We start from the raw sequence: 20,587 nt of genomic DNA on the forward strand, positions 1-20,587 counted from the left end.
TTAAGTATTGTAGAATCTAGGTCATCCTCTTAAATAGTATAAAGTATTTATGAAAAAGTAAAAAAAGGAATATTTGTTTAATATAACTAAATATTTTAACTAGAAAGAGGAAAGTTCTATTTTTTATAAACATTTTCCATTATACCTAAAGAAAGGATGTTTTCTATGAATAATAAAATAAAACTTCCCCAATTGTTAGAATCTCATCGTAAGGAGATTGAAAATACAATAAAACCTGTTGTTCGAATAGAAGGAAAGAAAGGGATAACGTCTCTTTGGCAAAGTAAATTTAGAGGAAAACCATACTTGCCAAAAGAGATAGAACATCCAAAAGGAAAGGATGGTACATATCTTACATTAGCTGCTCAAATTAATTTTGAAGAGGTGCCACAAATGCCAGGATTCCCGACAAAAGGGATTCTTCAATTTTATATTGATAGTACTGATGATTTGCTTGGAGCAAACTTTGAAGATGAAACAGATCAAGCTCAGTTTCGAATTCTTTATCATGAACATGTGTCAGAAAACCTTGAAAATATTGTGACAGATTTTAGCTATCTTGATGATGTTGATACAACATATTTTCCTTTATCGTATGAAGCAATTCTTTCTTTTACACCAGATATTGAGCCTGTCTCAGAACGTGATTACCGGGTAGAAGAGCTATCTTTTGATTTATATGAAGAAATAGAGGATGGGGTAGAGCTTTGGGAACTATACGCCGAAAATACAGAAGTAACAGGAAGTAAAATAGGAGGCTATCCTTTCTTTACACAAGAAGATCCAAGAGCATATGAGCAAAAGTATAGAGAACACAACATTTTGCTTCTTCAAATTGATACAGATACAGAGCTCGATATTATGTGGGGAGATAGCGGTGTATGTAACTTCTTTATTAGAAAAGAGGATTTAGAAAAGAGAGATTTCTCAAATGTCATGTATAACTGGGACTGCTATTAAAACACCTTTTTAAAAGGGTGTTTTTCTTTTTGTATAATGAATATTTTTTCCTGAAAAAACAAATAAATACAAGAAGGAGGTGTCCTGTCTTATGGGGCTTTCATTTTTTGTATTTTTATCTTTTCTTGTTATAACGCTATTCGTTACGATGAAAAAGAGTCTTAGCGTTGTAGAAAATACCTTTGTTTATTTGCTTGTTCTTGTTATTAACATTAATGCGACATGGATTATAAATGAAGAACTCAAGCTTGTTGATGTTACAGAAGAGACAGCACCTTATATAGGATTTCTCTTGGAACGTAGCCTTATTATTCCGCTACTTTATGTTATAACATTCAATTACTTTTATAGAAAGATCACGCCTCGGGCAATTACGCTTACAGGCTTTATTTTTCTTATCTTTACTCTGCTATTTCGAAAGTTTTCTAATATGCTGAATATTTATCACTACAAGCATTGGAACCTCTTTTATGAAGCTTTATATATTCTTGGGGTGCTTTTTATTACTTTTGTTCTTCATAAAGGCTTTCGTAACTTAATGCGAAGGGAAAAAGAGGGGGCTTTACGATGATAGAACAGTGGAGTAAAAATGAAATCAGTATATGCGTCATGCTCATTGCTATTTATACGCTTCTTTTTTTTCTTCCGAAACGGTTATCAAAACATATGACAATTTTAAGTTTGATGTGGGGGACAGCAGCTGGCTTTCTAGTTGAATTCACGATAGGAGGAGGAATTTTTGATTTTTATACTGTGAATGATTCTAGCTCATATGAACTGTTTGATTTCTTCTACTATATTATGTTCGCACCTTTTGGCTATTTATTTATGAATTTCTATGAAGTGTTTGGTATTACAAAAAAAGCATTTGGTTATTATGTGACAGCATGGAGTTTTATAGGCGTTTTTGCGAACTGGATGTTTAACAAGTTAGACATCATCCATTTTAAAAATGATTTTACCCTTTCATATTCATTTGCTATTTTTATATTAATTCAAACTGTAACAGGATTATATTATCAGTACGTGAAACAAAAAGAACATTCAAGTGAAGTATAAGAAGCCGCATTTTGAATATAATGGGGCTTTTTTGCTTTACGGGGTTTTAGATGGAGAGATAATAAGGAAATAGATCATATAAGAGAAGGAGGAGTATAGAGATGCCTGAGGGACCCGAAATAAGAATCGCAGCAGATAAAGTTCAAAAAGCACTCACAACTTATAATATAGGAGAAGTTTGGTTTGCTTTCCCACAACTCAAGCACTATGAAGAGTTGCTACAAGGAGCAAGGGTGAAACGAGTAGATACAAAAGGAAAAGCCATGCTTATTAGATTTGATAATGGTTACACCGTTTATTCTCATAATCAGCTTTATGGGAAATGGTATATAAGGGCAGCTTATAGCTATCCTAAAACAAATCGACAGCTGCGCTTAGCTCTACATAATGAAAAGTATTCAGCTCTTTTATATAGTGCTTCAGATATTGAAGTTTTAAGAGATGAAGAAGTACCTCTTCATCCTTTTGTTTCACGAGTTGGGCCAGATATATTAAGTGAGAATGTAACAGAACAATATTTGAAAGAGCGTTTTCTCCAAAAAGAATTTAAAGGGAGAAGATGGTCATCTCTATTACTTGATCAAGGGTTTATTGGAGGCGTTGGCAACTACTTAAGAAGTGAAATCCTTTTTGTAGCAGGGATACATCCGAATAAGCGCCCGATAGAATGTACAGATGAAGAACTTCGGCAAGCAGCACGTGCAGTTAAAAAACTTATGATACAGTCCTATGAAACACGAGGAATTACGAATGATTTGCAGCTTGTGAAAAAGTTAAAGAAACAAGGGGAGAAAAGGTCTTCTTATCGTCATTGGGTGTTTGAAAGAGAAGGAAAGGCATGCAGGATAGATGGAACAGATATTGTGAAAATAATCGCGGGCTCAAGAAGGCTTTACTATTGTCCAACATGTCAAAAAGAAAATTAAAAAACAGCCGTCACTGCCGGCTGTTTTGTTTATTCGTCATAAATATCGTCTTCATTATGAGTAGCTAAAAAGCCGAGAGGATTGCTATAACTAAAAGAATGATCTGTGTTCGTTACAGTGAACGTTTGTAAAGTGGTACTTTGAGATTGGAAATAAGTAATCCAGTTTGGTAACCATTCATCTGTTAGAACAATACCTTTATTAAAACCTTCCTAAAGAACAGCATTTATATATGGAAGAGATGTTGTTTTAATTGTTTCAAATCCCCAATTTTTCCTCAAAAAATAAGCTTGGGTCTTGCTCTTTAATGTTTGTTAAGAGTGTTTTATAAGCTGTGCTCATCTCTGTTTGCAGAGCGGGTTTATTATAAAAATAATCATCAATATCGCTAACGGTATCTAAGAAAATTCCATCCCTTCCAATATTATTTTTGAATCGATTCGAAAGTAACCAAAAGTGTCTTTTAGAATATACAAGATAGTAAGCAAGATTAAGGGAGAGAAGAGGTAGAATTTTCTTTGTAAAAAAGAAAATGTTAAGGTAAAATTCAAATTAAAGAGAGGCATCGTTTTACATATTAATCAGGAGGGATTACAATGACAATTTTAGTAACAGGCGGAGCAGGGTATATCGGTAGCCACACTTGTGTTGAATTATTAAATAGTGGTCATGATATCGCAGTACTAGATAACTTATCAAATAGTTCAGAAGAAGCTTTAACAAGAGTGAAAGAGATTACAGGTAAAGATTTTCCGTTTTATAATATTGATTTGTTAGATAAAGAGGGGGTAGAAAAGGTATTTGAAGAAAATAACTTTACAGCTGTTATTCATTTTGCTGGATTAAAAGCTGTTGGAGAATCGGTTGCTATTCCACTTCGCTATTATCACAACAACTTGACAGGAACTTTTATTCTTTGCGAAGCAATGCAGAAGCATAATGTAAAAAACATTGTATTTAGTTCTTCTGCAACAGTATATGGAGTGCCCGAAAAGTCTCCAATTACAGAAGACTTCCCACTTTCAGCAACAAATCCTTATGGTCAAACAAAGCTTATGCTTGAGCAAGTTTTAGGAGACATTGCAAATGCAGATCCTGAGTGGAGTGTTGTGCTGCTTCGCTATTTTAACCCATTTGGTGCTCATGAAAGCGGACAAATTGGTGAAGATCCAAAAGGAATTCCAAACAACCTTATGCCTTATGTTACACAAGTTGCAATTGGTCGCCTTGAGAAACTAAGTATATTTGGTAATGACTATCCAACAAAAGATGGTACAGGTGTGCGTGATTATATTCATGTTGTAGATCTTGCGGATGCCCACGTAAAAGCTCTTCATAAAGCAAATGAAGACAAAGGTGTTCATGCTTATAATGTTGGTACAGGAACAGGTTACAGTGTCCTTGAAATGGTCAAAGCATTTGAGAAGGTGTCAGGTAAAGAAGTGCCATATCAATTTTCACCGCGCCGTCCTGGAGATATCGCAACATGCTTTGCAGATCCAACAAAAGCATATAAAGAGTTAAATTGGAAAGCAACTCGCGGTTTAGAAGATATGTGTCGCGATTCTTGGAAATGGCAGTCACAAAATAAAGACGGCTATCGTCTTTCATAATCTTAACTCAAAAAATCCCCTTCTTTATAAAGAAGGGGATTTTTTATTGGCTAGTAAGATAAGGAAATACAGGGTCTATTCATTAGCTAACACACCCTCGCTATTATTCAGTTTGCATTCTCTCTTAAATAGGTATTATACGCAATTTCTACTTCATCAGATGTTGGAGCTGATTAATTGAGTTTCTCGTAGCTATCTTTTAGCAAGTCTAACCTTCTCAATAAGCATCTGCTGACAATTTCAAATGTGATAATTAGCTTATATAGGTGGTCTTATCCTATTTGTAAAGTTCTACATAATTCTAAATCCTTTATTTCATAAGGGGAAAAGTGTTAAGGTTATTATATATGGAATAAAGTGGAGGATGATTATGGAAGATAAAATAGAAATGGAATTTGGGCAAAAATCCATCTCTAATCTTCTCTCGTACAGTAGGGATATGGAGAGGGGCGCTAAGTAAGGTTCCTCATAGCAACCAACCTTATATTTGGGCAAGCTATGAAAGTGTAAGTTCTTATGTAGAAGATTCTACAAAGTTTATATAAGTGATAGTTCTTCATCATTTTCAAGTAAACTGTATAGTTCCAGACGTGGTTCTATTTTTTGGAAAAGATGAGATACTCATAAAACAAAGTATTATAAAAGGAGGATAAGCAGTTAGCAAAATCTTAGCATGAACACTAAAAAAATAGACAAAAATAGAAGAAAATAGTTTGAAACGAGGACACTAACATGAGCAAAATCATAAAGAGAAGGCCTAGGAAACTTAGAACAACTTCACGTATACTCTTAATAATTATCGGTGCTTTTATCACAGCATACGGTTTAGAAGCAGTTTTAATACCAAACAACGTATCAGACGGTGGTGTTACAGGGATTAGTATCGTTGGTTCACAATTTGGACTGCCGCTTGGACTGTTAATTGCTATCTTGAATATTCCGTTTGTATTTTTAGGATATAAACAAATTGGAAAGAGCTTTGCGATTTATTCAGTTATTGGAATTGCTTCATTAGCAGCAGGAACAAGCCTTATGCACCATGTACCAACTATTATAGATGGTGATACGTTATTAGTAACGGTTGTTGGTGGTATTATCATTGGTTTTGGAATGGGACTAGCTCTAAGAAACGGTGGTGCGCTTGATGGCATTGATATGTTAGCAGTACTGCTCTCTAGAAAATTACCTTTTGGAACAAGTGATCTTATTTTATTCTTAAACTTGTTTGTTTTTATCATAGTCTCTACGGTGTTTGGACTTCAAGGCGCTATTCTTTCTGCAATTGCTTACTTTATTGCTTCTAAAGTGATTCACATTGTCGAAGAAGGATTAAGCGGTTCTAAGACGTTCAAAATTATTACTGTTCACCCTGAATTAATGGTTGAGACTATTCGTGATCGCTTAGGGCGTGGTGCAACGTATAAGCAAGCTCAAGGCGGTTATTCAAATGAAAATTTCAAAGAAATTACGTGTATTATTAACCGTTTAGAAGAAAGCAAAATGAAAGAAATTATTAATGAAATTGATGAGAATGCTTTTGTTACAGTTTATGATGTAGCAGAAGTAAAAGGCGGTAACTTTAAGAAAAATAATATTCACTAAAAAACTTACATAGAAGCTTGGTTGCTTCAATGATAAAAAGCTGGATATCTACTAGTAGATATCCAGCTTTTTATGTAGGTAACTAAAATTTTAAAGAAGTAGGAAAAAGGGAACATGGGAATATCTCCTTTTTCTACTAACAATAAGGATGTCAGCCTTTATCCTTATCCTATTCTAGCTATCTATTAGTTAATAAATGATTTAGCACCAATGTAGTGTTTTTGCCAGTATGGGTTGTCAAGACGAGCATATTCAACACCAGCATCTCCTGCGTGAATCATCACGTTGTTACCAAGGTAAACGGCACTATGAGAAGCTCCTTGTACATTGTAAGTACCCTCGAAAAAGACAACGTCTCCTACTTGTGGTGAACTAACATGTACACCGTTATTTTTCCACATGTCACGATGTGTTCTTGATAAGTCGATACCAACTTGATCAAATACATAGTTTATGAAACCGCTGCTATCAAGGCCTTTCGTTGTTGTGCCACCCCATACATAAGGTGTTCCAACTACACTTTTTGCAGCAGCAACAACAGCTGCTCGTGTACTTGATACAGATTGGTTATTTTGTGCAGGAGCAGTTGGCGCTGTAGCAGAATTAGATGTGTTTGTGTTTGTGTTTGTAGTTGTATTTGTATTAGAACCTGCTACAGAACCAGTTGGTGCCAATGATAGAGCCTTAGCTGTGTTAGGTCCTACAATACCGTCAACTGAAAGATTATGAGCAGCTTGAAATTGTCTTACAGCTTGTTCTGTAATAGATCCAAAAATACCATCAATGTTGTATTTATAATAGCCTTGGCTATTTAATTTTGTTTGAAGGTCTCTAACCTGCTGTCCAGAAGCCCCTTTACGAATAAGTGACGTGCTAGTTGGTGTAGTAGTTTGTGGTTTTGCTACAGTTGTATTTGTTTGCTCTTCAGGGTGTGACTTAGCAAAAGCAAAAGCATTTTCACTTAACATTGGTGTTAGCGCTAGTGATGTAACTAAAGCTGATGAAATAACATATTTGCGCACCGTACGATTTGATTTCAAGATTAAAACCCCTATCCTAAATTATAATTTTTTCTTTTAATCATATAAAAAATGGAAGATTCTATGGTTTTTATATGATCATATCTCACAATTTTCTATTGTAAGTATGAATTGTTAAGATTTGATAAAGTTGTCGAATTAAAAAGAAAAAGGGTACTAAATGATTAGATATTATGTAGGAAAAAAGAATTATTTGGAAAATGCAATCGATAATTAGCAATAAAAGCTCTTCAATCATCTCTGGGAAAGTTCTTGAAATTTTGTATAAATGATAAGATATTATAAGATATAAGCTAGTAAGATTAATAGAATTCGAACACTAGAACAAAAAATATAAGGTAAGAGGGGTTATATGAGTATACGAGGACAATCAATTTTAATTGTTGAAGATGACCCTAACATTTTAGAGATTATTAAACATTATCTAGTTTTTCATGGATATGATGTTTGGGGAGCCCAAAGTGGTGAAGAAGCAAGGAAATTGTTTTTAGAAATCGATCCCTGTTTTGTAATTCTAGATTTGATGTTGCCAGGGGAAAGTGGAGAGTCTATTTGTAGGTGGATTCGTAAAGATATGCAAAGTAACGTCCCGTTAATTATGGTGACAGCAAAAGCAGCAGAAGATGAGAGAATTCGGGGATTACAGATGGGTGCGGATGACTACGTTGTGAAGCCGTTTAGTGCCAAAGAGTTAGTCGCAAGAGTTGAAACAGTGCTCCGACGCACGGAGAATCGATGTAATAAGATTACCTATCAAGGAATCACGTTAAAACCGAATAAATTTGAAGTCAAGGTCAACACAGAGGTTATCGATTTAACTCATCATGAATTTCAACTCCTTTATTATCTCATGAGAAATCCGGATCAAATTCTTTCGCGTGAACAAATTTTAAATGAGCTGTATTCCACACAGGAGAAATTTGTGAGCTATCGAACGGTTGATGTTCATATTAGCAAAATCCGGGAGAAGCTTGGAGCGGAGAAGGGGAACTTGATTGAAACAGTGAGAGGAGTTGGATACAGGTTTGTGGCTTATTAATCAGATTCGAGAAAAAATGATTCGAAAGTGGGTTGCTTTAAATATAGGAGTAACAGGATTGGTTATTGGAATCATTGGTTTTTCTGTTAAAGAACTAGCATGTCGTAAATTTAATGAATATGCTAGTTCAAGTCTTCATGCTCAACAATTTCGAAAAAGTATAGGAGAGGATCTTTTTAACGCTGGTTTATTAACTTTAATTTTAGCTGTACTCATTCATTTATTTTTCGCCAAAAAGATTCTTAATCCTCTCAATCAACTATCACATACTACAAAGGAATTGGATGAAACGATAGATTCACCTTTTCCTACTCATTTAAAAGATGAAATAGGACAGATAGCAAATAGACTAAACGAAATAACCAATCAAGTGAGTCATTTGCATAAACAGAAAAATCAAATGATGGTTGATCTTGGTCATGAGTTACGAACGCCGCTCACAACCTTAACAGGCTATCTCGAAGGCCTTGAAGAAGGTGTTTTTGTACCAAATGAACAAGTTTATTCTATTTTAAAGAAGGAATGTTTTCAGTTAACACACCTTGTGAATAAAATACAAGAACTGCATCAGTGGGAAAGTGGCCGGAAGAGCTTAGATCGTTATTGGATTGAATCAGGAAGAGTCCTTCAATCAAGTATAGAGCCATTTCAAAATGAAATGAATAAAAGGGATATTGAACGTGTAATACAAGTGGAATCAGCTACTTTATACTGTGACTCAAATGCGTTACATACTGTAGTCTCACATATATTTGATAATGTTGTAAGATATAATATTGGAAAAAAGGTGATTGTAAAGGGAAAATCTTATCGAGACAATTATGTTATTTCAATTTCAAATCAAGGAATGCCTATTCCAAAAGAAGCTGAAAAGCAATTATTTGATCATTTTTTTAGAGTGGAAAATTCGAGAAATCGAGAAACAGGCGGATTTGGGCTTGGGCTATCTATTGCAAAGGAAATTGTCCATCAGCTAGGTGGAGAGATAGGGTTTTATAGTAGAAGTGGTTTTCATACTTTTTGGTTCACTATTCCAATTGAAAAAGAAGGGCACTAATCTATCTCTTATAACTAATAAAGAATATTGGTTGGTGTTAAGAAGGAACTTTTTTATATGTGTTTTCTCCTAGTGAGACTATCAAAACGAACAGTATAGAATTTTGTATCTCTTGAGGTGGATAAAGAAGGTTGAACAAGCTGGAGGCTAAAATTCTAGAAATGTGGTTAGGAATTCCAAGATGGGGAAGGGTTTTTACAATTGATGTTATTACATCCTTGTCATCTTTGTAGCTTTATTTAAAGGAATAGAAGCTTTATTTCATATCGAAACACTAAGCTTCGGGAAAATACTTTTTTGTTTAGGAATAGCACTTTTTTTCTTATTTATACTTTATACTTTTTCTAAAAAAAGTTAGGATAATTCGATGCTTTGTGAATACGGAATAAATTGGATAAAACCCATCATTCTGAAGAATGATGGGTTTTTAATTTTGTTTAAAAAGTAGATCATCTCATTAAGTAGCCAGACTTCTGTAAAATTTATATTCGTTGTCATTTGTATGGCAGCATACATAAAGAAGATTATTAAGAGTAAATCTAATATTTTGCGGCGTAATCTTAAGAAGCTTATCTTCAAAAAAGATTGTAAAATGTTTCTCTGTTTTATCTCATAAACCTGAGGGTATATTTACACAAAGCTAACTAACCATGAAAGGAGATAAAATAAGATGAGGAAATCTAGACCTGTTATTGGTATTTCAAGTTCGGTTACAATTCATAATGGTCTTCCGAGTGTTCATTTGCATCAGAAATATGTGAGTGCAGTGATTGATGCAGGGGGCCTTCCGATAATTATTCCAATAGGAGACAAGGAGATGGAGGAAGAATGGGCCTCATTATGTGATGGTATTCTTCTGAGTGGAGGAGAGGACGTTGATCCTCAATCATACAATCATGAACCTGATCCGGAGCTTGGAAAAGTCAATGAAAATCGAGATAAAACAGAGATGGGTTTAATAGAGTATTCACGCAAAGAAAAGAAACCAATTCTTGCAATTTGCAGAGGGATAGCGGTGCTTAATGCTGCGTTAGGCGGTGATATTATTCAAGATATTGAAAAGAATGATGAAGATGCGATCAAACATTATCAAGAAGCCGCAAGACCGCAAGCTACTCATGAAATAGAAGTTGAAGAAGGAAGTAGACTGTATAAAATTATGGAGAACAATTCTAAAGTTCGAGTAAATAGTATGCATCATCAAGCAATTGGTGAGGTAGCCTCAAATTTAAAAGTTGTGGCTCGTGCTTCTGACGGTGTGATTGAGGGAGTCGAAGGGAAAGAACAAGACCCACTTCTCCTAGGGGTACAATGGCATCCAGAAGAGATGGCAAGTAAAAATCAGCTTATGGCTAATTTATTTGAAGAGCTTGTGAAGGAATGCAGAAAAAAGGATACAGTAGAAGCCTAAGGAAGCTAGGGATATAAGAAATAGAGTTAAAAAGAGTAGCGGGTGTGATAGCGCTACTCTTTTGTATTGGGTATAAAGTATAGTAATCTTTATTATTTGGAATATCGACAATAGCGTTTCACGCACTGATAATATGACAACGTTTAGATTTAATCATTTAGATAAACTGAATAAAATTTTGCTTTTCTATTCGTCTTTGATAACGTTTATAGAAATTTCTCGCTTATGTATCAATAATGTATGAAAACCTCCATGAAGCAGAAAAAAGAGAGGCCATAGATTCCTTGTGATGTAAGGGCGCTACACCTCTTCAACTTCCTGAAGATGTACTCTGTTAACGAAAGATAAAAATCGTATAGAGTTTGAAAAAAGAAAAAACTGTCTCATGCAGTAAGGTAGTTTCTTCTGTTACGTACTTAGGCTATATAAGATGATGACTGAGTGGCATCTTGAGTAGTTTACTCTATTCAAGAAGGAGACTTTACTTGATTAAGATTCAATTTCTGTTGATTCTGTTTTCTTTATTTTTCTGGTACTTTTAAAATTGTACGTATTCATAAAGATACCAGCACATATTAAAAATGATCCAACACCAATACTAACTGTTATATTTTCTCCAAGTTGTAACCATCCAAATATAATCCCTAATATAGGAACAAACATTAATGCCATTGAGCCTTTCGAAGCATTTATTTTTTTTAGTACCCAAAACCAAACTACAAATGTAAAGGCAGTTGAAAATAAACCATTAAAAAGTAATGATAACAGTGCTGTATTAGACCACTTGATTGAATAGTTTGGTTCTAATATTAAAGAGAGAATGAATAAAAATAAGGCTCCTATAATAAGTTGCCAAGCATTCATATGAATAACATCTATGTTTTTAAATCTAATTTTACTAAAAACATTAGCTACTCCCCAACTAAGGGCTGAAAGTAAAATTAATAATTCTCCGAATATCACTTTTTTATCAGGATTAGTGATTTCTAGTCCTAAAATAAATAAAAGACCTAGTAAGCCGAAAATCAATCCAACCATTTTATAAGTATTGATCTTCTCATCTAATTTGAAGTGACTAATAATTGTAACGAATATAGGCATTGTATATACTAATACAGATGTTTTTCCGGAATCTACAAATTGCATACCATAAGTTAGAATTGCCATATACCCTAAAGACATTAATAAGCTCATTATGAGATAGCTCTTAAAATTTTCTTTATCTACAAAGAGTTTTTTTCTTTGAATTATCAAAATGATAAATAAAGGAATGGCCCCTATTAATAAACGTAAAGATGAAAATAAAAATGGTGGAATATCGCTAATTGCTATTTTCATTGTAACCCACGTATATCCCCAAATAAGAGTAACAGAGATTATTCCCAAAAAAACTTTAAACATAATATGAACTCCTTTCTTCTATATGTAGTTACATAATATGGTACAATCAGATATAATTCTAATACATTATTTTTAATAAGGTGATAACTAAATGGTTATGAACATGAACAATCTAGAATTATTTATGAAAGTCGCAGAAAAAATGAGTATTACAGAAGCTTCTAAAGAATTATTTATTTCACAGCCGGCAGTAAGTAAAGCAGTAAAAAATTTAGAAAAACATTTAGATATAAAATTATTCATTAGGGATAAAAAAAATGGATTATTACTTACTGAGGTAGGAAAAGAAATTCTAATATTAGCTAGACAGATGAAAGGTATTGAGAACAAAATATATCAAGTCGCTAATCAGGAAAATAAACTTCTTAGTGGAAAAATTAAAGTGGGTTCTTTTCCAGCTGCATCAACAAATATTTTAACTAAGACGATTGTATTATTTAGGGCAAAATATCCACTTGTAAATATAGAATTAATAGAAGGGACTTCCAATCAAATTAAAAAATGGGTAGAGGATCGAACTGTTGATATGGGGATAGTTGCATCTCCTTTTGAACCATATGAAAGTAAAGTACTAAACAAAGATCATATGGTTGCAATCATTCCTGATAATCATAGTTTAAATCAAGAAAAAAGTGTTAATTTGAAAAAATATCAGGATGATATCATTTTTTGTAAAGGAGGACATGAAGTTGCTATTGCAGAAACTTTCGAAACAAATAATATTAAATTTAAAGAAAACCTAACCGTTCACAGCGCTGAAACTTTAATCAGTATGGTTAAAAATAATTTAGGTATAGGGGTTATTTCAAACTTTACACTTTCTTCTGTGTCTCATAATTTAATCATAAAAGAGATTATTCCCAGAATAACGCGCCATATTGGTATAATTACACACTCTTTTAATGAAGTAACGCCTGCAACTAGGGAATTTATTAACATTATGGCCTCTTCCTATAATGAAAATTATACTAACTAAAACTGTATACTTTATATAATAAAAAGATAGAAAAAATACTGAACCTCCATCAGTGTTTTTTCTATCTCGAATTCATAAAAGCTGTTTGACACTAAAAAAATAGTCTTTTGAGTTATGTTTTTGAAGAATTCCGATCATTTTAGTACTTCCCCAAAAAGTTTTCACAACAAACATTTCATTTTTATTTTCCTCCATAGTAATCCTTAAATACATCGTTTGAAGTAAAGTTTTCATTAAAGCTAATAAAGGCCTCAACACTAAAAAATTAATTTTACATGTTGTTGTTAGTTCGTTTTGAAAAAGTGTTTTTATGTGGAAACCATTATGGACTGCCTATAATCATGAATATGCCAAAAATCGTTTAGGGTAAGGGTGTATAAAGTAAGGTCCGTAAGTAGAAAGTAATAACAAATTAAGAATAGAAGAAGTTTAGAGATGTTATATAAAGCCTTGGATGCGCACTTCCGTATTTGGATCGTTCTTTATACTTCTCCTTATAGATACAAAAGAAATCTACATATAGATAAACATCCTTAGTTTGCTCATACAAACCAGTGTATATCTCTTAGTATGTAAATGATTTATAGTGAATCAGAAATTTAATTTTCAGTTAGGAGGAGTCAGAATGAGCAGTTCACAAAGGCCACCCATTACATCAGCGGAGCTAGCAACGTTATGGATGACTTATCAGGAAAAAACGATGATCCTGAGGTTTTTAGATTACTTTCTTAAATATAATGAAAATGAGCAGCAATTCCTTCAGCTTCATTATGACCGAGCAGTTGAAAGCTTAGATTTTATTAAAACTGTTTTCCAAGCTGAAGGAGCAGCTATTCCTACTGGGTTTACTGAGAATGATGTGAATAGAGAAGCGCCTAAACTATATGATTTTATGTTTGATATTATGTATTTTCGATTGATGTCTCAAATAGAGACTGGTCTTTTTGCTCTTTATTCGAATATGTCCTATCGGAAAGATATACGACAGTTTTTTAAACGTCTAACTGAAGAAGCTCAAGAGCTGTATGATCAGTTAACCCACTTGTTAATGGAAGCAGGTGTAATTTCTCGACCTCCATATGTCTCCATGCCAAAGGAGGTTCATTTTGTGAAAGATATAAATTATATGGATGGTCTGAAGTGGATAGGGGAAAAAAGATCTCTTAATACGATAGAAGTTTCCCTTATTCAACACGCTGTTGATACGAACCTTGTAGGAATGCAATTAATGATCGGATTTGCTCAAGTAGCAAATGAGCAAAAGGTACGAAAATACTTTGTTCAAGGAATGGAATTATCCAAGAAAATTGAAACAGAGTTAGGCGATATATTACGACATAGTTATATTGAACCGCCTGCAACACATGCTGGAAAAGCAACAACTTCAACAGTTGCTCCTTTTTCTGATAAATTGATGATGTATACCGCTGGTTTGTTAAGCACATTTGGTCTCGGTAGCAATGCACTAGGAGGCGCATTTAGTTTGCGTAGTGATTTACCAGTAAAGTTGTTACAACTTGGAAAAGATATTTACAACTTTGCAAAAGAGGGCGGCAAAATTATGATTCAGCACGGCTGGATGGAAGAGCCTCCTCAGATTGAAGATCGAAATCGATTGACAAAAGGATAGTTGGAAATGTATCACATTATTAATAAGGTGAATGATTCCTTATATACTTTAAGAAATAAATACTTTATGATCCCTAAAACTAACGGGTCCCTCTGTTTTGATACGTAGACTTCGTGTTATGTGAACAAAAAAATTAGGTATTATAAAGTAAGACAGAGTTTCTATGCCAAGGAAACTCTGTCTTTTTGTTTTCAAATTATTGACTTAAATCCATATCAATAGTCAAGTTCTAAGTTAAAATTAATATTTATTAGAGCTAAATACAAGATTTGCCGATTGTTTAGCCTTCTCGAGAACATTCATGACTTTCTCGCTATGTTCTAGCATATTTGTAACTTTCTCAAAATCGCGTTCTTTAATAATACGTTCAAATTCAACAAATTCGTCATACATTCGATGCCAATGGTCTGAGAGGTCTACTTGAATAGGTGCTTGCTTATTGAGGGCATAATTAAAGCATTTTATGTTATTTGCTGAATTAGCCATGTGTATGTAGCCTTTATTACCTTGAATATTCATTGCATTGGGAGCTGTACTATCTTTGGAACCTATACAGACACACTTGAAATCACCGTAATCCATCAACAATATGCCTGATGTATCAATATCCCTTTCGATATTCGCCCAATACTTCACTTTCTTAGGACTTCCAAAGAAACCAACAACAAGATGAATATTATATAAATTAATATCCATTAAGGCTCCCCCGGACGTTTCCGGGTTAAAGGCCGGATGAATTTCTCCTGCTTTGAAAGCCTCATATCTCGATGAATATTGAGAATAATTACACTCCACTATTTTGATATCTCCAAGCTTAGGTAAGTACTTTTTCATAGATAAATAGTTTTTCATATATTGATTCGTAATAGCTTCCACTAAAACCAATTCTTTTTGCTGAGAAATCTCTTTAAGTTCAAGAAATTCTTGTAGAGTAGAAGTGAAGGGTTTTTCACAAATCACATGCTTTCCGCTTAATAAAGCTTCTTTGGCATATGAATAATGAAGATGATTGGGAAGCCCAATGTAGATTGTATCTACATCATCATTTTCAAGCATTTTGCCATAATCGGAATAAGTATGGGTGAATCCATATTTCTTTTGGAAAGACAGCAATTTTTCTCCATGACTAGGTTTTGAACTGATTGCCTTTAACGTAATCGTAGGGATGTCATGAATAAAGCTCAATAAATCCTCAACAATCTTTCCAGCCCCCACAATCCCTAAATTCATCTTAGCTGCACCCCTCTATTCCTTTTTCAAGTATCTCCATAACAGCTATTGTTTCTTCGTCTTTTACTACTTTTTCTTTGCCATGTACGATTGCCTGATAAATATCATCATACACTCGAGCATAATCACCTTTTTCAGAGACTACTTTCTCCTCATGGTAGCTGCCGTCATCATCTAAGTACGTTAGAATGCCATAATGATTAGGAGAGTCAACACCAAAATTATCATGGCCTTTTGGATGATAAAATAATTTAAGATGCTCTTCCTGACGATCTTCTGTTTCCTTCACGAACACCCCTTTTTTTCCATACACAATAAAACTTGGACGTCCTTTTAAACGGAAAAAGCTTGATTTAATGGATACTTTGAGTGAAGAATAATAAAAGTCTAAGTCAAAGTAATCATTCATTCTGCCAGCACCTAGCAATTGACGAACATCGTAATAAATGCTTTCTGGCTTTCCAAAATAAGATAGAGCTTGATCAATTGTATGGACGCCATGTCCATATAAAAAGCTGTTATATTTCGAAAAATGGTCAGTAGCGTTCGGTGTGTGAGGTCGGTAATAATCATAATTCATTTCCACTTCTAGCAAATCTCCAAGTTTACCAGACTGGATAACTTTTTTTGTGGTAAGAAAATCTGAATCATATCGTCTGTTCTGATAGCATTGAATCACGAGATTTTTCTCATTAGCATATTGAAAAATGGACACTGCTTCGTCTTTCGTTAACATGAAAGGTTTCTCAACAAGCACATGTTTCCCATGATCAAGTGCCATTTTTGCGAAATGATAATGGGACTCGGTATGTGTGCACACAACAATTAACCCAATCTCGTCATCATTCATTAATGTAGTGATATCGTCTGTATACAGAACATCAGGGACTCTCTCCCACTCTTTTTTGTCTAGGTTACGAGCATATATCGTTTTCACTTTCAAATAATCTCTATTCAATGAAAAAGGAAGATGATAACGGTTTGTACTTTTACCATTTCCAATGTATCCTATGGTTAGCATTCTAGCTCCTCCTTAAGCTTCTTTTCATTTATTATAGAAGAAGAAAGCTCGCTGTAAAGGTTTTACAACCACATTGGTATATTGGATCACTTTATGATGCATACTACATTTTATTTTTGAACAAAATGTTTATTTTATAGTCCTACTTAACGTTATTTTAATTAAACTGGGGTGAGCCTGTTGAAAATACTGATGCAATTATCAGAAATGCATAACTTTACACCAAACGAGAAAAGTATTGCTTCTTATATTTTGATACATAGGGAAAGTATGCTTCACTTAAATATTCAAGAGCTTGCTAAAGTTACATATACCTCGCATTCAGCGGTGAATCGCTTAACACATAAACTCGGTCTAAGTGGCTTTAAAGAGTTCATTATAAAACTAGCCCAAGAATTCCAACAAACCGCGGATATTCCCCATGTAGATTCAAACTATCCGTTTAGTCTAGAGGCATCTTCACTTCAAGTGGCAAAAGATATTGCAGAATTAATGAAAGAAACGATTGAAAAAAACTTTTCGTTTATGGATGATAACTTGCTGTCACAGACTGCTCAACTGCTATATCAATCAGAAAGAATTTTTATATATGCCTCAGGGGATTCACAAATCCGAGCGAAAAGTTTTCAAAATAAACTAATCAAAATTAACAAATATCCAATCATTGCTACTGAACTATCTGAATGGGCTCATCATACTGTCAATCTTACGAAGCGTGATTGCGCTATTTTCTTAACCTATCATGGAAAGTCATCTAGCTATATGAAAGCTGCTCAACATTTCTTAAACAAAAATATACCTTTTATAACGATTTCATCAACTAGTCAAAATGATTTAGCAAAACTTAGTACGATTTTTATACAGGTTCCTAATGATGAAGAGAAGTTCGCTAAGATTGGTACATTTTCTTCCCAGATTGCCTTTGAATATGTGTTAAACGTTATTTACTCCTGTATCTATAAAATCGACTATATGAAAAATAGGAGAAATTCAATAGACTTCTTGGAGCAGTTACACGCCAATGATGTGCTAAATGATATATAAAATACATTTAATCTTCTCTTTTAAGTATATAGATAAAGAAGAAGGTCTATTTCTATCTCTATGCTAATAAAAAATGCTCCAACCCTTAAGTAAGGGTTGGAGCATTTTTTATTAGTTATGCATGAGTTTCTTTATTCGAGCGTTTATTTCCTTTATGGATAAAAAAGTGCAATTGGTGGGTTCTATAACCAACATTCTAAGTTAGTTTTTATCTTAATGTTTAGAAAATCCAGTTATAAGGGGCTTTATCCTTTTTATTAATATCCCCTAGTAACGGAAGTCGCTGCAACATGTTTTGTAAGTTATAAGCATCCCATGGAAAATGTTCTGTAATCCCTAGTCCTACAACATCATAAGCTTTTGCTAAATCTTGAAGTAACCGTATAATCGTCTCCATACTAGAACCTGTTGGAACTTGTTCTTTCATTTTTTCATAAGTAGCTGGATTGGCCACTAAAAGGGAGCGAAATTCTCTTAAATCGAGAACATCTAAGTCAAAGTGAACGATAATCTTAGAAGGTTTGCGTGAATCCAGCCAGCGAAGGACCTTTGAACTGTCTTCTTTAATATCATCTGGAGTTGCAATATCCATATTCATATCTTGTAACGGTTTAGAATTAAGTGCCTCTATCATATCGTTCAACCCTACAAATAATACCTGTTCTGGTTTGAATGGACGTGGTACCTCTGCGACAAATTCCTTATCTCCGACACCCAACAAATTAGCAAGTACATGAGCATGGTGATTTGGAAAATCCTTAGGAATTGAAACGTCAGGATGTGAATCAACCCATAACAAAGCAGTATCTCCATCGTATTTCTCGTTTAAGTATGCAAAGGGAGCGAGTTCTACCCCACAATCCCCACCAAGAACGATAATACTATCAGGACTGTGCTTTTGAATTAAACTTTTGGCAGAACGTGCTTGAGTTAATAAGGCACTCTTAGCAATAATACCTTGCTCTATTTCAAGGCTTGAATGTAAATCAATAGGTACTTCTTCAAATGGTCCATTCGTTTTAGGCGCAAGCCAGTTTAACAAATGAGCTCCAAGTACGTACGGAGGGTTGTTTCCACCTTGCCATTGTGGCATTAATAATCGAAGAGTCTTCCTATTTGCTGCTTCTGTATGTTTTTTCATTTAGCATCCTTCCTTTCAAATTTATAGGAACTATGTAATAAATAATAAACCCTATAGTAACTATAGGGTCAATGGTGAACTATTTTTTTAGTGCTTTCAATATGATATTTAGTAGAAAAAGAATAATTAGCGGAGTTCTTTATCGAGATGAGTAGGATTCCCAAACAAATGTTAAAGTCCATATAGCAGAAATGCTTTATAAAAAATATAAAGAAAAAACTTCAAATTCTTTAAACGAATTTCTCGAAAGAACAAGATTTTTACAGATTTCTAATTTTGCTGTTCATATAGTGTACATTTAATGGAAGTGGCTCACATCTTAGTTGTACATTCTTTTTCGTTTAATGTACTTTTTTCACCGCAATATTAATTATTCAACCTATAGATGTTTGTAACGAAAAATCAAACTTCAATAATATGTTTTTTAAAGGTAGTAACTACCTTTAAAATAATTGCAAAAATTCTCTTGCCGAAGCTGACAAGTAACTATTGGCTCTCCAAACTAACGCAGGTTCTGATATCCATGGATTATCTTGAATTGAAATAATGTTAAATTCCTTATTTAATCTTTTACTTACCATAGATAATGGTAATATTGTTGCTCCAAATCCCATTTCTACTAAATTTAACAACATAGCAGAGTCATGACACTCACATAAGATATTTGGAGTTAAATCTAACTGTTGAAATGCGTGAATAATTTGATCAAATAATCCAGTTCCTTCTGTAGGACGTAATAGTAGGAGAGGAATCTTAGAGATTTCCTGTATGGTTATCGTTTTTTCGTCTAACTTATAATCATTAGGTACAATTAATACACATGGATCAGTGTCCAATGTCTTCATTTCAACATCTTTTTGAGAAAATGGTCCACCTATAATAGCAATATCAATTTGTCTGTTTTTTAGTAAATTCATTAAATGAGTAGAGTTACCTTCCCAAATATTAAAGGTGATATGTGAATATTGCTGACGAAACTTATTCAAGGTAGAAAGTAAAATAGGTGCACAATAAATTGTAGATCCTACTGAAAGGGTTCCACTTATTTCTTCACTGAATTCCTTAACTTCTAAAATTGCTTCTTCCATTCCATGTAGTAAACGCTTTGCTTTTTGTAGGAATAGTTCTCCTTGAGGAGTAAGAGTTACTTTTTTCTTTTTATTTCGATCAAATAAAATGACACCCAATTCTTCTTCCATCAATTTTAATTGCCGACTAAGGGGCGGTTGAGCCATATGGAGATGTTCCGCTGCTTTAGAAATCGTCCCTTGTTCTGCAATAGCTATAAAATAACGTAATTGTCGAATATCCATGTTTGCCCTCCCAAAATATAATATATCATTTAAGTATTATATATAAACAATACAGATATTATCAATATAATAAACAGGAGTGTATAATTATTTCTACAAACAACAATAGACTAACAATGATAGA

The 20,587-nt window shown here is 33.7% G+C and carries 18 protein-coding genes; 12 read left to right on the forward strand and 6 right to left on the reverse strand.

Translation table 11 applies throughout. The features are described 5' to 3' along the window. Window positions 1-156: 156 nt before the first annotated feature. The 6 genes from ACK3CR_RS24600 (at window position 157) to ACK3CR_RS24625 (ending at window position 6,160) form a co-directional block, all read left to right on the forward strand. Complete coding sequence (locus ACK3CR_RS24600; protein WP_410914866.1) at window positions 157-960, forward strand: YwqG family protein; 804 nt, start codon at window positions 157-159, stop codon at window positions 958-960. A gap of 91 nt (window positions 961-1,051) precedes the next feature. Beyond that, on the forward strand, window positions 1,052-1,531 hold the full coding sequence (locus tag ACK3CR_RS24605) for a hypothetical protein (protein ID WP_410914865.1): 480 nt from the start codon (window positions 1,052-1,054) through the stop codon (window positions 1,529-1,531). Then, window positions 1,528-2,019, forward strand: coding sequence for a hypothetical protein (locus ACK3CR_RS24610; protein WP_410914864.1), 492 nt, complete (start codon window positions 1,528-1,530; stop codon window positions 2,017-2,019). The genes ACK3CR_RS24605 and ACK3CR_RS24610 overlap by 4 nt, the downstream gene beginning before the upstream one ends. Before the next feature lie 101 nt (window positions 2,020-2,120). After that, entirely contained in the window at window positions 2,121-2,945 is an 825-nt protein-coding gene (gene nei, locus ACK3CR_RS24615) for an endonuclease VIII (RefSeq protein WP_243515374.1), read from the forward strand. A 596-nt stretch (window positions 2,946-3,541) separates the two neighbouring features. Beyond that, a complete protein-coding gene (gene galE, locus ACK3CR_RS24620) occupies window positions 3,542-4,558 on the forward strand; it encodes a UDP-glucose 4-epimerase GalE (protein ID WP_410914862.1) in 1,017 nt (338 codons plus the stop codon). 732 nt (window positions 4,559-5,290) lie between these two features. Continuing rightward, the gene (locus ACK3CR_RS24625; protein ID WP_328123838.1) at window positions 5,291-6,160 is read left to right on the forward strand and encodes a YitT family protein; all 870 of its coding nucleotides are present in this window, start codon (window positions 5,291-5,293) and stop codon (window positions 6,158-6,160) included. A 185-nt stretch (window positions 6,161-6,345) separates the two neighbouring features. On the opposite strand, the gene ACK3CR_RS24630 is transcribed toward ACK3CR_RS24625, so the two are convergent. Next, entirely contained in the window at window positions 6,346-7,200 is an 855-nt protein-coding gene (locus ACK3CR_RS24630) for a C40 family peptidase (protein WP_488976258.1), read from the reverse strand. A gap of 352 nt (window positions 7,201-7,552) precedes the next feature. Between ACK3CR_RS24630 and ACK3CR_RS24635 the strand changes: the two genes are divergently transcribed. The 3 genes from ACK3CR_RS24635 to ACK3CR_RS24645 all read left to right on the forward strand — a co-directional run bounded on the left by ACK3CR_RS24635 (window position 7,553) and on the right by ACK3CR_RS24645 (window position 10,707). Then, entirely contained in the window at window positions 7,553-8,239 is a 687-nt protein-coding gene (locus ACK3CR_RS24635) for a response regulator transcription factor (RefSeq protein WP_243515362.1), read from the forward strand. Continuing rightward, entirely contained in the window at window positions 8,226-9,296 is a 1,071-nt protein-coding gene (locus ACK3CR_RS24640; RefSeq protein WP_243515361.1) for a sensor histidine kinase, read from the forward strand. The genes ACK3CR_RS24635 and ACK3CR_RS24640 overlap by 14 nt, the downstream gene beginning before the upstream one ends. 670 nt (window positions 9,297-9,966) lie before the next feature. After that, window positions 9,967-10,707 (forward strand): gamma-glutamyl-gamma-aminobutyrate hydrolase family protein, encoded by a 741-nt coding sequence (locus ACK3CR_RS24645; protein WP_430240152.1) that lies wholly within the window; start codon window positions 9,967-9,969, stop codon window positions 10,705-10,707. 489 nt (window positions 10,708-11,196) lie between these two features. Here the strand turns inward: ACK3CR_RS24645 and ACK3CR_RS24650 are convergent, their stop codons facing one another. Next, window positions 11,197-12,108 carry a DMT family transporter gene (locus ACK3CR_RS24650; protein ID WP_328123841.1) on the reverse strand — a complete coding sequence of 304 codons (912 nt, stop codon included), beginning with the start codon at window positions 12,106-12,108 and terminating at the stop codon, window positions 11,197-11,199. A 91-nt stretch (window positions 12,109-12,199) separates the two neighbouring features. Between ACK3CR_RS24650 and ACK3CR_RS24655 the strand changes: the two genes are divergently transcribed. Then, window positions 12,200-13,084 (forward strand): LysR family transcriptional regulator, encoded by an 885-nt coding sequence (locus tag ACK3CR_RS24655; RefSeq protein ID WP_243515355.1) that lies wholly within the window; start codon window positions 12,200-12,202, stop codon window positions 13,082-13,084. A 625-nt stretch (window positions 13,085-13,709) separates the two neighbouring features. After that, on the forward strand, window positions 13,710-14,714 hold the full coding sequence (locus ACK3CR_RS24660; protein WP_430240148.1) for a DUF3231 family protein: 1,005 nt from the start codon (window positions 13,710-13,712) through the stop codon (window positions 14,712-14,714). 240 nt (window positions 14,715-14,954) lie between these two features. Here the strand turns inward: ACK3CR_RS24660 and ACK3CR_RS24665 are convergent, their stop codons facing one another. Both ACK3CR_RS24665 and ACK3CR_RS24670 read right to left on the reverse strand, forming a co-directional pair. Then, complete coding sequence (locus tag ACK3CR_RS24665) at window positions 14,955-15,944, reverse strand: Gfo/Idh/MocA family protein (RefSeq protein WP_328123843.1); 990 nt, start codon at window positions 15,942-15,944, stop codon at window positions 14,955-14,957. 1 nt (window position 15,945) lies between these two features. Next, complete coding sequence (locus ACK3CR_RS24670; RefSeq protein ID WP_243515342.1) at window positions 15,946-16,965, reverse strand: Gfo/Idh/MocA family oxidoreductase; 1,020 nt, start codon at window positions 16,963-16,965, stop codon at window positions 15,946-15,948. Between the two features lie 180 nt (window positions 16,966-17,145). Between ACK3CR_RS24670 and ACK3CR_RS24675 the strand changes: the two genes are divergently transcribed. Continuing rightward, window positions 17,146-18,009, forward strand: a complete 864-nt coding sequence (locus ACK3CR_RS24675; protein WP_243515339.1) for a MurR/RpiR family transcriptional regulator — start codon at window positions 17,146-17,148, stop codon at window positions 18,007-18,009. Between the two features lie 220 nt (window positions 18,010-18,229). On the opposite strand, the gene ACK3CR_RS24680 is transcribed toward ACK3CR_RS24675, so the two are convergent. Both ACK3CR_RS24680 and ACK3CR_RS24685 read right to left on the reverse strand, forming a co-directional pair. Further along, window positions 18,230-19,150 carry an arginase family protein gene (locus ACK3CR_RS24680; protein ID WP_488976259.1) on the reverse strand — a complete coding sequence of 307 codons (921 nt, stop codon included), beginning with the start codon at window positions 19,148-19,150 and terminating at the stop codon, window positions 18,230-18,232. A 443-nt stretch (window positions 19,151-19,593) separates the two neighbouring features. Next, window positions 19,594-20,463, reverse strand: coding sequence for a LysR family transcriptional regulator (locus ACK3CR_RS24685; protein ID WP_243515331.1), 870 nt, complete (start codon window positions 20,461-20,463; stop codon window positions 19,594-19,596). Window positions 20,464-20,587 lie beyond the last annotated feature (124 nt).

This window comes from Priestia sp. TRM10, from assembly GCF_057808375.1.